The sequence below is a fragment of the Pseudomonas sp. XP2 genome (assembly GCF_053557975.1).
This window is the reverse complement of record NZ_JBNRIK010000004.1, coordinates 74,549-87,733: the sequence shown is the minus strand read 5'-3', so window position 1 is coordinate 87,733 and position 13,185 is coordinate 74,549. Positions and strand designations below refer to the sequence as shown.

Genomic DNA, 13,185 nt, shown 5'->3' with positions numbered 1-13,185 from the left:
GCTCTAGCCGGGCTACATACACCCAAACACAGTCGCATCAGGCGCTTCAAAGCGTTGCATTTACAGAGGAAATACCATGAGCAGCGAACTGTTCGAAAAAGGCTTCAACAACCGTAAAGCTGTACTGGGCGCTGCCCACTTAGAGCGTTCCTGGTCAGCCGCCGACGATTTCAACAAACCGATGCAAGCGCTCGTCACCGAGTACTGCTGGGGCGCCATCTGGGGTGATGACACGCTCCCCTTCAAGACCCGCAGCCTCCTGAACATCGGGATGCTGACCGCCATGAGCCAACACCATGAGCTCAGTGTTCACGTCAAAGGTGCTCTGACCAATGGCGTAACGAAGGACGAAATTCGTGCCGTCCTGATGCAAGCGGGTATCTACGCTGGCGTGCCGCTGGCCTTGGCTGCCTTCCGCGTTGCTGGTGATGCAATCAAAGCTTGGGAAGAAGAGCACGGCGCTCGATAACACTTCCATAGGCTGGAGTCGATATCGTCGGCTCCAGGCTCTTAGCCTTTCTGTAGCCCCTCGAAGTATTCCCTTCCTGCAAAAGCCGCTTGCTCCCTCGGTTTCCTAGCCTCCAAGATGGCTAGCTGATATCGTCATGTCTCTTCAGCTACTTTCGGCAACTAGGTATAGACGTCTCATGCCACCACTGCTTGCTTTAGCAACGCAGATGTCTGGCTTTAGCGAACCTCAACAGATAGGACTCAAGGGAAAATTTCGCCAATGGAAAGTAACACCACTGAGAAAGAGTTGGATGTGGCAGCAGAGGGCGGTGTCGTAGGAGACTGCGCGCTGTGTGATGGCAAAAATGTTCTACTGAAAGAATCTCACAGCATTCCTAAATTTGCTTATGACTGGCTCAAACAGACGTCAAGTACAAATTTCATAAGGGACACAAGGGACGTCAATGTCCGACACCAGGATGGGCCAAAAAAACATCTTTTGTGCGGGGGCTGCGAAGGGAAGCTTTCCGCCTGGGAGAAAAAACTTGCCGAGGGTCTGTTCAAAAAAATTGCAAACTACCGAAAGCAAAATTCAGTAGTGGTAATTAGCGAAGAAATAAAACTGGCTGTATTGTCTGTTTTTTGGCGGGCTTTGCTCACTACCAAGGACGATGGGAACAATCGAACAGATGAAGATAAGGCAGTTGTAGACGCTTTCTTAGAAGCGTCCAAACAAGATATTTTGAACAATCGATGTGGTTCTACCATTTGTTTTGCTCCTTTCTACGGGGAGCCACCACTTTATGGGCTTCCCATAGCGCACACGTATGGGATAGAACGCTCTGTTGGATCTCAAGACATAAGATTCTTTGATCACCCCCATCGGTATTTTGCGGTTTTTAAGCTGCCTTTCATTTACTTCTATATTCTGAGTCCTGGCTGGGGCTTCGAAGAAACCAACAAGGCGACGAAGCTTGAGGTCGGCGATCTTGATGTGAGAAAAATTCAAGATATTCCGCAGGTCTTAAAGGACTACATAGAGTGGGAGTATGAGGGGTTTTTGAAATCAAAAGCCGCTATGGACGAGGTTAATCAGGAGCAAATACGTAGGGAAGTCCAAAAGAATTCCGGCAAAGTTACTGGGTCGGATAAATCGCTGCGCCGATCAGGTCAGTAACATGCGGATCTGGAGAGATAGCTGATCCTATTCAGGACTGCCCACATGGGCTTTCTGAGTAACAATTTCCTTTAGAAATAATATGCCTGGAAATCCACCACAAAAATCAATGGCGTTTCCAGGCCTATTTTGCTGGTCACCTGGTGGTGACTTTTCACGGCTCAGTCTTAGGGATCACTTCCACCAGTATTCGATTTGTACGCCGAAATTGGAGCCATGCCTATCTGTGCCGAAGGCACCAGTGTTCGACAAGGCCGATCCAGCTACCAGCTCGGACGCGGCGGCTTGAGCTTCTTTGTTCCACAGCGCGTAGGTGTAGTACAGACGGATTTCCGGACGAGCCCAGAAGTCTGGCCCGGCGGGTGACCAGGTCGGCGCGAAGGTGAATTTGTCGAGCTTGCGTGTTCCACCCGGGGCCGAGACCTGGTCATGGCGAACCCAGCCACCAGCTTGAACAGTGGCTTCCAGATGTGGGTGAGGTTGGCGTCTACGAGCGTGATTTGTGCCCGTCCTGTGCGCCCCAGCCGCCCCCTACGATAACAATGTGATGATTCATTTCCGCTGCCACTTAATGTTTGTGGTTAAGCATGCCCGTATGAGGAGCAGTGAGAAATTGAGCATTTAAAAAGGGAGGCTTCGCTAAATACGAAGCTAATTTCAGCAACGAGCCAAGACCGGGGCCTACCAAGGCCGTGAGCGCGCTGACGCTCGCATGACTTGGCTGTTTAGACCTAGCTTGAATCCATTGAAGAGGTGAGTGGTAACATCTAGCGCGAAGTCAATGGAGGACTGAAATGGCAGAGGTTGATGACAGGCTTTTTCAAGCCATGTGTGATCTGTGGAGCATACGCAGCTCTCAGAATGGAGTTTTTGCAGAACCTGAATTCAAGCGGCTTGAGCAGGTTTGCGCTGATCTGTACGAGGGAGGAGATCGTAATCTTGGGCGTACTTTCGCACTCAATCATGCATTGAGGTCTCTTGGCGCCCCGTGCTTACAGGCTCAAGGGGGCCAGGGAAACATTGGCGATGTAGTGGTATCTGCAAAGGCAATCGATAAAGCCTTCAGGCAGACGCACGCGGGCTACACGCACATCTGTCCGCTTGATTACGCAGAGGATTTGCCATCCCTCGAATTCGGCCCGATCAAGCTTGAGCGATTCAGTAAAGCGGATCTCGAAGCGCTTTTCGATCTGCCTAGGCTCGCCAGGCACTATCCAGAACGCTCGCTCGAAGCTGCTCGGCTGTCGCAATTTCACTGGCTTGTGGTCAAGGAAAACCGGCCTGTCGCGGAAAGCGCCGGGAGGCGCGCATTACCGGATTTTTTCGGGTTCATGGATAGGGACAATGGTGCTATCGACCCCCACGAAGGCCGCTTTCCCCAAGCGGTTGAGACAGCTTTGTTTTTCCTACTGCTAGCTCCCTGGGAACGATGGTCAACGATGAACGAGATAGATTGGCGTGGCTTCCGAGTGCCTTGGATTTACACCCGGAACGATGACTTGTTCGTCCCGCCGGCGCCGCCTCCTGACGCAGATTCCCTTGCATGGCAGCCGCATATCTACACAAATGAATACGGAGAGTGTGTTGAAACAGAGCGTCCTATCGAGTTCCCGCTGACAGCTTCTGCGGAGCGCGAGATGTCTCAGTTTTGTCAGGAGCGATGGAACAGGTTCCAAACCGCCCTCAGATCCGATCTGCTGAAACCACCGATCATGCATTTTTTGGTGAGGGCATTTCTATCCGACGGCATTGATGAGTTCATGGCTCATATGACGACGATTGAGGCTGCTCTGGGGCTTCATGCTGATCACGATCGTAGGGCCCGGAATCTTCACCACCCGGGATGGTGGGCCACCAGACGAGTGGGGGCACGAGTGGCATCGATCCTGGACGATGCTTCAGCTGCTGGCCTTTATACCGAGCTGTTCGATTTGCGTAGCGCCTTCATCCATGGACGCGAGAGCATGGAAAAAATCTCAACGTTCAAGCGTGTTGAAGCACGACGTTTGGCGGCAGCAATCGCGGCAGCGGTCGTTCACTACGCGAGCCAGGCTACACAACCCAGAGATAGCTTTCTGCGGGAACTGTTGGATAACGGGGTAGAACTGATCACTCAGAATCAACCAAGCTGATCGATATGAGCGTCAACAGAAGGGGCCTGGCATCTTCAAGGCATCAGCCTAGAAGGGAAGCTCTGTTTGCCCGGCAGCCGGTCTGGAAGGTCGGCGCTGCATCCTGGTTGGAGATGTAGTTACCTCGGGGACGGGTACCAATGCCTTAAGGCCAGGCACGCCTCCATCACGGGCCAGTTCGCGCAGCTCGACCCTTAACTTGTCGAGTAAAGCTGCCGCTGGCTCACCGGTCTCCTCACTAACCGTCAAAACGAGCAACGCCAGCGGCGAAAGATCAAGCCGTTCGCTCAGTTGCTCCAGCTTGTCCAAGGTGATGCTGGATTTTCCGCTCTCTAGCTTCGACAGGTATGTCCTGCTCGTTGTATCCGCGAATTCACGTTGGGTGATATTCCGCTTGCTGCGCAGCGCACGCAGCACGACAGCAAATGACGACTTCAGTGCCATGAGGCCTTCCTCGCATCGAGATGATCATCACGCATGATTCTGGATCTTCCTTGGTGCCCGTATCCCAGCATTTGATGCCTACGCCCTCCAGCGGAGTCGGTTTTCAGCATACCAGCACGGTCGATCAAACCGCTCAGTGGTTGAGTAGGTACTGTTGAAATATACAGTGGTCGCCTTTATTCTTCCAGGAGAACATTTGTACTCCTATCGCATTTAGGGCTCATAGCGTATGCACGACCACGCCAGTGACAGACTCATCGAACCATTTTTCAGCCGCGAAGAACTCCTTGAGCAACGCTGCGACCTGCTCGAAAGCGAGCTTGCGGAACTGGGGGATGAGCTGCAGGCGAGCCGTGAAAAGATCTCGACCCTAGTGGTGATGTGGTCTGGCGTCACAGCAAAGCTACGAGCAGCGGAGGCGAAGCTCATCAAAATGAGCTCTCTGAATCATCATGATCAATCCGGCCTAGGCTGAATGCAGGTAGGCCATCGAGTACTTATGCTCATGCGAATTAATCACGACGTCTGCATTTAATTCCTACAGTCTCTCGTGGTGAGGGCTTGGTACACCCCCCTTACAGGCATCTGTGGCCAACGCGCTTTGGAAGTGGCCAATTAAGTTATTGAACAACCTCGTTGTCTAACCTCGCCAGACTGGCGCTAGGCATAAATGGAGCCCCCTTATGAGTAAGCTGACCCAGCACAGAGATGTCACCGTGACCTTCGAGGTCGAGGGCCGTCAGGCGGATGCCGAAATGAGCCACGAGGAAACTGTGGCATTAGCCCAGTTCTTCAAACGGCTCAGTTGGAGTGAGGTGCGTGAGTGCGCAATGAATGATTACGAAGCCCATCTAATCTGGGCTGCTGTCGCAAAGCTGCAGGGTGGCCTGGCCCGTGCTGGTTATGCGCCACACTGATCCTTTCGAGATCACTCCAAACGCCGGGGCGCTTCAGGCCTCGGTTGAGCTTCTCAGCATCGCAAGATCAGCGAGTTTGGATTACGCCAGGCACTTCACCCGGTAGTGCAGCGGCGGCACAGGGGCGTGAAGCTCACCATGACGGTCATGTCGGAGGAGATGGTGGGTAGGGTAATGACGGAGGCATTTCTGGCTGTCGGTCGGCATTCACTCAGATCTACCTCCGGTGTCCGAGGAATTGGTTCTGGCTGCAGATGACGAGCCGTCTAGCGCCTCTCGTCATTGCAACGTAGAGATTCCTGGCATTCATTTCGTCAGGCTCCCAAATCACCGCTACATCCGCTTCTAGGCCCTTCAGCAGCAACGTGCTGCCGACTGCCCTGCGTGAAAGAGGTCGACCCTGGAGTCGGTTGCGCTCTCGGATCTGGATGGCGGCCTCATAGAATGAATGAGTTCTAGAGGCCGCAATCCGTAGCGCGGCGATACAGCAGCGAAGAATCTCAGGCCGGTACACGCGACAATCCTGCTGCTCGGAAAGTCGCTGCAAGAGGTCTATCACCCTTGGATAGGTTGGCTCTACGAGGAAGTTTACGGCTACGGACTCTGCGACCGTGGGCGGGGTGCGGTTGCGAGCGTTGCGAATAGTATCGACTCGTGCAAGGAAGGGGTTGACGCCGACTCCGGTCATGACACTCCCGGCGAAGTTCGCTATTTGAGTCAGTGCCATCGGCCCGGTCAGTTGGAAGTGCTGAGCGAAGGTGATGAGGTCGGGCAGATCAACAGCCTCAACCGTGGTTGCACCGGGTGTTTGGCTTGTCAGGCGCTGTCGGCCACTGGCGTTTCTTGAGTCGCCGATGATAAGCGCAGTCTCTCCTTGGCGCAGAGGTGTCATAGCAGCAGCTCGCCGCTGCGCATCAGCTGTCGCTGCCTGGATCCGCACACATTCAACTTCAGGTGGCGCTGCAGCGAGATCAACGGGCTGACCAGCTTGCAGTTGCTGCCGGACGTGCAGCAGCCATAGCCCCAAATTCTCCGCGCCTGCGAGTCGCCATCGCCATGGTGTGGTCAACGCTCCTATAGCGGGAAACTCCGGAAGAACCTCGGTATTCCAGTCGACCAACCTGTTCTGGGCAAAGTCGAAAATCGACTGCATTGGGTCGCCCAAGACATACGTCGGCAACGTGCCGGCCAAGCAGGTGATGATGGCGTGCTGCACCTGGTTGCAATCTTGGTACTCGTCGACCAGCACATGTGAATAGGTCGACCGCAATACCTGATCAAGATGTCTCGCCCTCAGTAGTCCGAGGGCAGCTGCGCGGATGGCCGGGTAGTCAGTGGCTCGATTAGCCAGTTGCATGATTGCAGGATTGTGCCCACTTCTGCCTGGAAACCTGCTGATAAGTTTCATGGTGAAGCCATCAAGCGTGGCAATTCGAAATGAGGTCGGTGCTACTCTGGCCCGAGCCATCCGTGCGCGGAGGGCTGCAACTCCGGCGTTGGTATGTGTGAGGATCAGAATGGGTTTGGGGCCACTGTGCTGAGCCAAGGTATCTGTGATCAGCTGGGTCTTGCCGCAGCCCGCCGGCGCGGTGACTGATCCCCTAGGAAAATCGAACAGTGTGATCTCAGGCGGCATGTATCCAGCCCCTGATCAAATTGATGGTCGTTTGGAGGCTTTGGTGAGAAGCGTTCAGTTCAGGGCCGATGATGTTCTTGGCAATGAACTCGTACGTTGTCACTGACTTGAACCAACCATTATTGCGAATGCGAGACGCCTGGCCCAGTGAGGTTAGCGTAGGTGGAGCATAGGGAACACCTCGCTCCCGAAACCCTTGGATCGCCTCAAGATTCAATGCATTCTGAGAGCGATCGCGTATGTGGCTATCCACCAGGTCACGATCCCGCACTTCTATCGCCAGGGTAATCAGCCGATCAACTGCATGATGCGGCAAGCTTGCGAACAGCTCATCTTCTAGAGCTCTCTGCTGTCCCCAAGTCGCAGACTGCCCACCTGCAGCCAGGAAAGCGTTCCGGACTTCAGGGGTCACGGGCTTGTCTGCGTCGATAATGACGAGCACTTGATAGCCAAGGCTTAGCAGTGCGGAGCCGCGCTGGTAGGCCCTGTCGGGACTGCCCCCATTGACGTTGACATATGCTCCACCGAGGGCCAGGAAAGAGGGATAACCCAAGGTGCCCCAGTACTGATCCAGGCCACGCATCAGCCCCACCTCGCTGGCTCCCTCGCACACCACCACGCGCCTGGCCAGAAATGCCTCAGGATCTGCTCGAAGTGTGCTTTGCACGTCATCGGTGACGCCGGCCTGGAGTACCTCATGGTGATTGGCGAGAGAGCGAACGACGAAGAGTTGATGGCCTGAGAGTTCTCGCAGGGCTACTGGGGAGTGGGTAGTCAGGAACACCTGCAGCGGTTCAGGATTGTTTTTGGCACCAAGAGAATCCATGAAGCGGATCAACCGGTGCGGTTCCAGACCGAACTCCACCTCGTCAACCAAAGCGATAGACGCTGCCTGGGCTGCTTGGCGCTGCAGCCCAGCGACGAGTAGACGAGATGACCCCGTGCCCAACGATCGCAGGGGAATACCTTGCTCATTGTGCAAGGCAATGGCGCCATCACCAATTGAGACAGAATGCGCATCCAGTAGGGCCTGGGTGAATGCGCCCACTGGAACCCCAAGCTGTATGGCGGTCTGCGTGACGATTTGAAGTGGTTGTTCAAGCTGCGCGCCGGCTTGTACGCCGAAGCTGTTGCGGGCATCCCGCGCCGCCGCTGCCAACGCACCGCCCAGAGCAGGCCGATCATCAGTGAGGCGATTGAGAATGGAGTTGCGACTCCATGACAAATTGGTATTGGCGTAGCTGCCGATACGAGCTGGTGAGATTCGAGCGCGATCCTTCCAGGCAAGGTTGCGCTCAATCTCCTGTTGGTGTGCACGCTCAGAATAGAGCCGCCAGAGTGGCTCCAGGTCACTCTCTACCTTAAGCTGTAGCGTCAGGACGGTCTCAATACCGAAGCGCGGTTCGTCTTCCAGGGTTCGATTGACAGGGTCGAAGCCCCGTAGGAAATCTCCGTAGCTATCCAGATTGATCAGGTCATCGGGCAGGTCGCCTATGGTCGCCGTGATCAGGATCGGGCGGGTAACATCCAACCGGTAGAAATCAGTGTCGCCGAAGGGGGCGTTGCGGCGGGCGCCCAAGCAGAGGTCGATAGCATCGAGAATGCTGGACTTCCCACTGTCGCCAGGGCCAACCAGGCAATTGAATCCCGGGGCAGGAGTCCAATCCAGGCGTTGGATTGAACGGAAATTCTCGATCTGAAGTCGACGAATCCTTGCCATACGCTGCGTTCCTGAATGCTGAGCAGCCCGATGCCGCTCCGCTCTGAATCATAGCCATATTTTGGATGACGGCATGGTGGTGCCACGGCCCGATTGCATGCTCGTGCAATCCCTTTCCCGGCACTGAGTGATACCGGTTTTGCCTTTCGGTTTTCGCCTTTAGGTTGCCTTGCCGCATGGAGCGGGGGGCGTTCAGGGAGATCGGTTTTTAGGGCCGTAGGCCCTGCTTACGCTTTGAATACAAACGACCGCGATTCCCACATTTTTTTTGAGTGAATCGCTCCGCCTGGAATTGCACCCGTCTCATCCAATTCCGGCTATGTTGGCTGAGCTCACCCCGGCATGTTCAGCCAGTGGGATGGGCACCGTTAGCCCTGGTTATCGATAAATTGATCTCCAGTGCCAGCCCGGTGCATTATCGTGATGCATTAGCATCCCTCAGGGCTTCCTCCAGAGCCTCTAGCGCGTCTGCCAAACGCTGATCCTCCCGAGGGTCGCCGCTGTCAGGTCTAAACGCTTCACAGTGCCTTAGAAGGGCTTCTAGATCGTTTCCGTTGAGATCGAATTCTACATGCATGATTGATCGTCCTTGGACTGGGTAAATGGTTGGCTCGTTTGAAAACCGCCCGATGCGGTGACGAAGTAGACGCGAGGTTTGAGTTGGACGGTGATGTAGAGAAGCTGATGTGGGAGATGGCTTGGAAGGTCTACGGGGATTCCCTAAGCGGAATTCTGAGGGAGGCGTTATCAGGCTACAAGCGCAGTGCCGGCTTCGATGAATTGACCCGTCTGTATTGCAGCACTGCCGGGCAAGAAGCGCTTCCGATTTTGCGGGAGGCGCTGCTGGAATGCTGGCCTGACGGCGACTTCGGACGGTCGGAACTGTGCGTCGAAATGCGTTCTCGGCTTCGTTCACACCTGAGTCAGTGCTTGCTGCGCCGGCTCGTCACCAAACATGCAGCGCCGCCGATTCTGCGTGATGCCCTCTTTGGTGTAGATTTGGGAGCGTGAGTGGGGCAGTGAATCAGCAGGCCCGATCTAAGGCCACTGGGGAGGTGCCATGAAGCAAGACCGTATATCCATGGCACCGAGTGATGATGAGTTCACGGCCATGATGAGAGAATTCGATTCTGCAGGCGGGTGGATGCGTAAGGCCTTGGCGGTGAAAAGTGCAGCTTCGACCCCCGACGCTTTGAAGCAGTCCAGCGCGGATGCGACAGGGCAGCAGGTCGAACAGAATCGTAACGAGCATTTCGCCGCCGATTTGGGGCTCTAGCTCAGTGTTTTTTCCCTGGCCTAAACAAAGGCTAAGTGGTGAGTGCGGCACCGCGTGATCGCTGATTTCGGGGTATTCGGAAAGTGATCTTCCCGGATTTAGCTCAGCAAGCCAATCAGGTAGGATTGCTCGCATCTGCTACTGTCTGGCAATTGGCCAGCGCGCACCCATCCATGGAGGGAATCGATGTCCGACCAAACCCGTCATCTGTCGTTGTTTGAGGAGGACTATCTTCTCCGAGAGTTGGGCCCCGTCGCACACGTACCGCAGGTGGCTCTCACTGAGCTTGTGGCCAATGCCTGGGATGCCGGTGCGAGCAGTGTCGACCTGATTTTACCCACTGAGCCAGGCGGGACGCTGACCGTGGTTGATGACGGTCACGGAATGACAGCTCAGCAGTTCAGCAAACGCTGGATGACGCTTCGGTACGACCGTCTCAAGCATCAGAGCTCCAAGGTTGAGTTTCCCAAGGGCAAGAACGGCAAATCCAGGAAGGCCTATGGTCGCAACGGGGTTGGTCGGCATGGCCTTCTTTGCTTCGGTGACCAGTACCAGGTAGAAACCTGGCGCGATGGCAAGCTCAGCACCTTCATCGTGGGTACCGAATCCGGGCCCAGTCCTTTTGTGGTGCGCTCCGAGGAGTTTGGTGAGCGAGAGGGTTCGGGCACACGGTTGTCCGTGTCGGTTACCCGCAAGATGCCGGATGTGGATGAAATCATCACGGTGCTGGCCGCAAGGTTCATTCATGACCCGAGTTTCCAAATTCGAGTCAATGGCACACCGCTGACCCTCGCCAAGCTTGAGCAGCATGCTCGCTCGCATACTTTGAAGCTGAGTGATGGGCGCACAGCAAAAGTCATCGTCATCGACTCCACGCAGCAGAACCATGCCTCCATCCACCAAGGTGTGGCGTTCTGGGTTGAGCACCGACTCGTCGGTAATCCCTCGTGGGTTATCGGCCAGGTAGCGAACTTCGATGGCCGCACAAGGTTCGCCAAACGCTATAAGGTCATCGTAGACACCCAGGGCTTTGAGGGGCATGTGATTCAGGACTGGACAGGATTTCAGTCAACGCCCGCTGTCGAAGAGCTGTACAAGGCCGCCGCAGAATGCATCGGCCAGGTGGCGGATGAGTTGGCGGCTGAGGTTGTGGAAGCCACTTCAGAAGATGCGTTGGTACAGAATCGGTCAGAGCTCAAATCGCTGGGGCACGGCGCCCAACTCGAAGTCACTGCCTTCACGAAAGCAGTTGCCCAAGCTCACCCCATGGTGTCCCCGGAGTTTCTCGCCACGGCGGTGAAAGCCGTGATCAACCTTGAGAAATCCAAGAGCGGGGCATCGCTGCTTCACAAGCTGGCCAACCTTCCTGCGACGGACATTGAGGGCTTGGACTCTCTTTTAGCCGATTGGTCAGTCAAGGACGCCTTGCGTGTGCTGGATGAGATTGATGGCCGGCTCAGCGTCATCGAGGCGATCACCAGGCTGGCGGAGGATCCAGAGACGGATGAACTCCACACGCTGCATCCGTTGATACTGCGGTCTCGTTGGTTGTTCGGGCCAGAGTTCGAGTCAGTGGAGTACTGCTCGAACATGACCCTGAAAAGTGTGGCGAAGCAGCTCTGGGGGGATGGGGAAGCTTCGTTCATCAACGATCGGAAACGGCCTGACATCGTGGTGCTGCCAGACCGGGCTACTGCCCAACTGGTAGGTATCGAACAGTTCGATCCGCAGGATGCGTCAGTCGCCCAGATGCAAAACATCCTGCTGATCGAGCTCAAGAAAGGCGGCTTCAAACTCAATCGTAATGAGGTTAACCAGGCCGACGGGTATGTCCAGGACATCGCCGCATCAGGCTACGTCAATGGCTCTCCGTTCATCACGGCTTGGGTAGTTGGTCAGTCGATCGCCGCCGGGGTGAGTACGTCCAAAACAGTGGGTGATGAATCTCGTAGCTACGGCCAGGTGAGGGCTACCACCTACGGCACTCTGGTGAGCACTGCCAACCTTCGCCTGATGCGCTTACGGAAAACCCTGGAGGACAGGTACGACAATCTCACGACGGACACGCTTCTGGCCAAGGTACTGTCTACACAGGAGCAGGGCAGTCTTGACCTGGTCACACCCAGTGCTGCAGAGCCGGCAGAAGCGGAGATCAACGAAGTCGTCTGATCAGCAGCTACCGGGCGGAGCTTGTAGTCTTGTGTTCACCTACGTGGTTCATACTGAAGCAAAAATATAAAACTTGGGCGAATTTGTAGACTGACAATTAGCGGAATACTGGAAGTTAACAAAAAAGGGAGCTGTGAGTGGGCGGAATAATTTACATGATTGATAGAAATATCATCGGAAAAATCAAGGATAATTTTAAGGATCTGAAGCCGGAGCAAATTTCAAGGATTAAGTCCTTGGATCGCAAAGGGGTAACTATAAGCTTGATGTTTGCTATGCTTGAGGGAAATAAAGGGTTGCCTCAGACAACGGAAGAGGCTTTTGAGGGTATAAGTAAAGAGCTCGATTATTTTCCAGACTTCTTCAAGAATGCAAAGGTTGATTAGGACTTCTTTAAAAATGAAACGCTTCTTAGCGCAATTGCTGCTTCAGATCAGCAGCCTCGCGACTTTAAAAGGTACGCGCCATTAGTCCAGTATATGCAAGAAAACCTATTTCAAAGACTGAAGAAAGAAAAAAGGCGTCCTATACTGGAAAAATTGGAGAGATTGCGGATCGATCGCAAGTTGAGAGAGGTAATTTAATAACTCTTTGCGGAATTGCAGCTCTTTATGGTAATCGTAATGCATTCGACGTTTTGAAGCCCAAGCCTCCTTCAAACGATAAAGTGGTAACTGAGAAAAGAGTGTACAATGCTATCGCGGACTTAATGACAATCCCGAGAGTAGCTAGATTGATGCAAGGGGGGTACGGCGTAAATTCTCGCGGCAGAATATTTTTTAAGACTCTAGATGCAGGGCTTGAAGAGTTTTCTAAAGAGATAGTTACCCTCTCTAGTGGGGGTGAAAAATTTCCTGGTTATACGATCCAAGAAACCACAATTGGCATCAACAAAACACTGTTCCCAGATCTAAATTCTGCGGAATTTGAGGAGCTAAAAGCCTGGATAAAAAAAGGCCCAGAGCCTCTCATCGTGCCGTAATAAGTCTCCAGCGCTCGGATAGTCATATCATAAGCGCTGGCTTTAAATAGATACTCTAGGGCGAGATTCTTGTTTCTCACACGTCTGCATTGCGTTGATGTCAGCGTTGGCCAGGGTGGTTAACTAGATAGATAGTGCGTCTGAATCGAATGGGAAAGCTGTATAGCATGCGCCACTCCTTCGCCCAAACGTTATTGTAACTGGCAAGAGCCCTGTTACCCTGTGATCGCCGCAATTGCAGTTGCGCAATTCTTACATAATTTGGCTATGTGGATTTCAGCC

At 54.1% G+C, this 13,185-nt stretch carries 13 protein-coding genes and 2 pseudogenes; 10 read left to right on the top strand and 5 right to left on the bottom strand.

Annotated elements, in window-relative coordinates; translation table 11 throughout:
* Positions 1–76: 76 nt before the first annotated feature.
* Both ACK1VC_RS06615 and ACK1VC_RS06610 read left to right on the top strand, forming a co-directional pair.
* On the top strand, positions 77–469 hold the full coding sequence (locus tag ACK1VC_RS06615; protein WP_191087632.1) for a carboxymuconolactone decarboxylase family protein: 393 nt from the start codon (positions 77–79) through the stop codon (positions 467–469).
* A 261-nt stretch (positions 470–730) separates the two neighbouring features.
* Positions 731–1,627: a hypothetical protein gene (locus ACK1VC_RS06610; protein WP_449117883.1), complete on the top strand. Its 897-nt coding sequence runs from the start codon at positions 731–733 to the stop codon at positions 1,625–1,627.
* 174 nt (positions 1,628–1,801) lie between these two features.
* Here the strand turns inward: ACK1VC_RS06610 and ACK1VC_RS06605 are convergent.
* Together ACK1VC_RS06605 and ACK1VC_RS06600 are read right to left on the bottom strand one after the other, a co-directional pair.
* A pseudogene (locus ACK1VC_RS06605) lies at positions 1,802–2,059 on the bottom strand (carbohydrate porin); the annotation flags it as partial.
* Positions 2,060–2,066: 7 nt separating this feature from the next.
* Positions 2,067–2,163 (bottom strand): annotated as a pseudogene (locus tag ACK1VC_RS06600) (hypothetical protein); the annotation flags it as partial.
* 258 nt (positions 2,164–2,421) lie between these two features.
* Here ACK1VC_RS06600 and ACK1VC_RS06595 point away from each other — a divergent pair.
* Positions 2,422–3,759, top strand: coding sequence for a hypothetical protein (locus ACK1VC_RS06595; RefSeq protein WP_191087634.1), 1,338 nt, complete (start codon positions 2,422–2,424; stop codon positions 3,757–3,759).
* A gap of 48 nt (positions 3,760–3,807) precedes the next feature.
* On the opposite strand, the gene ACK1VC_RS06590 is transcribed toward ACK1VC_RS06595, so the two are convergent.
* Positions 3,808–4,203, bottom strand: coding sequence for a helix-turn-helix domain-containing protein (locus ACK1VC_RS06590; protein ID WP_191087635.1), 396 nt, complete (start codon positions 4,201–4,203; stop codon positions 3,808–3,810).
* A 229-nt stretch (positions 4,204–4,432) separates the two neighbouring features.
* Between ACK1VC_RS06590 and ACK1VC_RS06585 the strand changes: the two genes are divergently transcribed.
* Both ACK1VC_RS06585 and ACK1VC_RS06580 read left to right on the top strand, forming a co-directional pair.
* On the top strand, positions 4,433–4,678 hold the full coding sequence (locus ACK1VC_RS06585; protein WP_191087636.1) for a hypothetical protein: 246 nt from the start codon (positions 4,433–4,435) through the stop codon (positions 4,676–4,678).
* Positions 4,679–4,886: 208 nt separating this feature from the next.
* Positions 4,887–5,120, top strand: a complete 234-nt coding sequence (locus ACK1VC_RS06580; RefSeq protein ID WP_191087921.1) for a DUF7706 family protein — start codon at positions 4,887–4,889, stop codon at positions 5,118–5,120.
* 217 nt (positions 5,121–5,337) lie between these two features.
* On the opposite strand, the gene ACK1VC_RS06575 is transcribed toward ACK1VC_RS06580, so the two are convergent.
* Positions 5,338–6,756, bottom strand: coding sequence for a UvrD-helicase domain-containing protein (locus tag ACK1VC_RS06575; RefSeq protein WP_191087637.1), 1,419 nt, complete (start codon positions 6,754–6,756; stop codon positions 5,338–5,340).
* Positions 6,746–8,476: an ATP-dependent nuclease gene (locus ACK1VC_RS06570; RefSeq protein ID WP_191087638.1), complete on the bottom strand. Its 1,731-nt coding sequence runs from the start codon at positions 8,474–8,476 to the stop codon at positions 6,746–6,748. The genes ACK1VC_RS06575 and ACK1VC_RS06570 overlap by 11 nt, the downstream gene beginning before the upstream one ends.
* 615 nt (positions 8,477–9,091) lie before the next feature.
* Between ACK1VC_RS06570 and ACK1VC_RS06565 the strand changes: the two genes are divergently transcribed.
* From ACK1VC_RS06565 to ACK1VC_RS06545, 5 genes are all read left to right on the top strand, one after another.
* Positions 9,092–9,487 (top strand): hypothetical protein, encoded by a 396-nt coding sequence (locus ACK1VC_RS06565; RefSeq protein ID WP_191087639.1) that lies wholly within the window; start codon positions 9,092–9,094, stop codon positions 9,485–9,487.
* Positions 9,488–9,536: 49 nt separating this feature from the next.
* Complete coding sequence (locus tag ACK1VC_RS06560; RefSeq protein ID WP_191087640.1) at positions 9,537–9,752, top strand: hypothetical protein; 216 nt, start codon at positions 9,537–9,539, stop codon at positions 9,750–9,752.
* A gap of 186 nt (positions 9,753–9,938) precedes the next feature.
* A complete protein-coding gene (locus tag ACK1VC_RS06555; protein ID WP_191087641.1) occupies positions 9,939–11,921 on the top strand; it encodes an ATP-binding protein in 1,983 nt (660 codons plus the stop codon).
* Positions 11,922–12,076: 155 nt separating this feature from the next.
* Entirely contained in the window at positions 12,077–12,307 is a 231-nt protein-coding gene (locus ACK1VC_RS06550) for a hypothetical protein (protein WP_191087642.1), read from the top strand.
* A 299-nt stretch (positions 12,308–12,606) separates the two neighbouring features.
* Positions 12,607–12,903 carry a hypothetical protein gene (locus tag ACK1VC_RS06545; protein ID WP_191087643.1) on the top strand — a complete coding sequence of 99 codons (297 nt, stop codon included), beginning with the start codon at positions 12,607–12,609 and terminating at the stop codon, positions 12,901–12,903.
* Positions 12,904–13,185 lie beyond the last annotated feature (282 nt).

Bases quoted from the DNA above. Each gene is read 5' to 3' on its own strand.
- ACK1VC_RS06615 (WP_191087632.1), top strand. From the start codon at position 77: ATGAGCAGCGAACTGTTCGAAAAAGGCTTCAACAACCGTAAAGCTGTA.
- ACK1VC_RS06610 (WP_449117883.1), top strand. From the start codon at position 731: ATGGAAAGTAACACCACTGAGAAAGAGTTGGATGTGGCAGCAGAGGGC.
- ACK1VC_RS06595 (WP_191087634.1), top strand. From the start codon at position 2,422: ATGGCAGAGGTTGATGACAGGCTTTTTCAAGCCATGTGTGATCTGTGG.
- ACK1VC_RS06590 (WP_191087635.1), bottom strand. From the start codon at position 4,203: ATGGCACTGAAGTCGTCATTTGCTGTCGTGCTGCGTGCGCTGCGCAGC.
- ACK1VC_RS06585 (WP_191087636.1), top strand. From the start codon at position 4,433: ATGCACGACCACGCCAGTGACAGACTCATCGAACCATTTTTCAGCCGC.
- ACK1VC_RS06580 (WP_191087921.1), top strand. From the start codon at position 4,887: ATGAGTAAGCTGACCCAGCACAGAGATGTCACCGTGACCTTCGAGGTC.
- ACK1VC_RS06575 (WP_191087637.1), bottom strand. From the start codon at position 6,756: ATGCCGCCTGAGATCACACTGTTCGATTTTCCTAGGGGATCAGTCACC.
- ACK1VC_RS06570 (WP_191087638.1), bottom strand. From the start codon at position 8,476: ATGGCAAGGATTCGTCGACTTCAGATCGAGAATTTCCGTTCAATCCAA.
- ACK1VC_RS06560 (WP_191087640.1), top strand. From the start codon at position 9,537: ATGAAGCAAGACCGTATATCCATGGCACCGAGTGATGATGAGTTCACG.
- ACK1VC_RS06555 (WP_191087641.1), top strand. From the start codon at position 9,939: ATGTCCGACCAAACCCGTCATCTGTCGTTGTTTGAGGAGGACTATCTT.
- ACK1VC_RS06550 (WP_191087642.1), top strand. From the start codon at position 12,077: ATGATTGATAGAAATATCATCGGAAAAATCAAGGATAATTTTAAGGAT.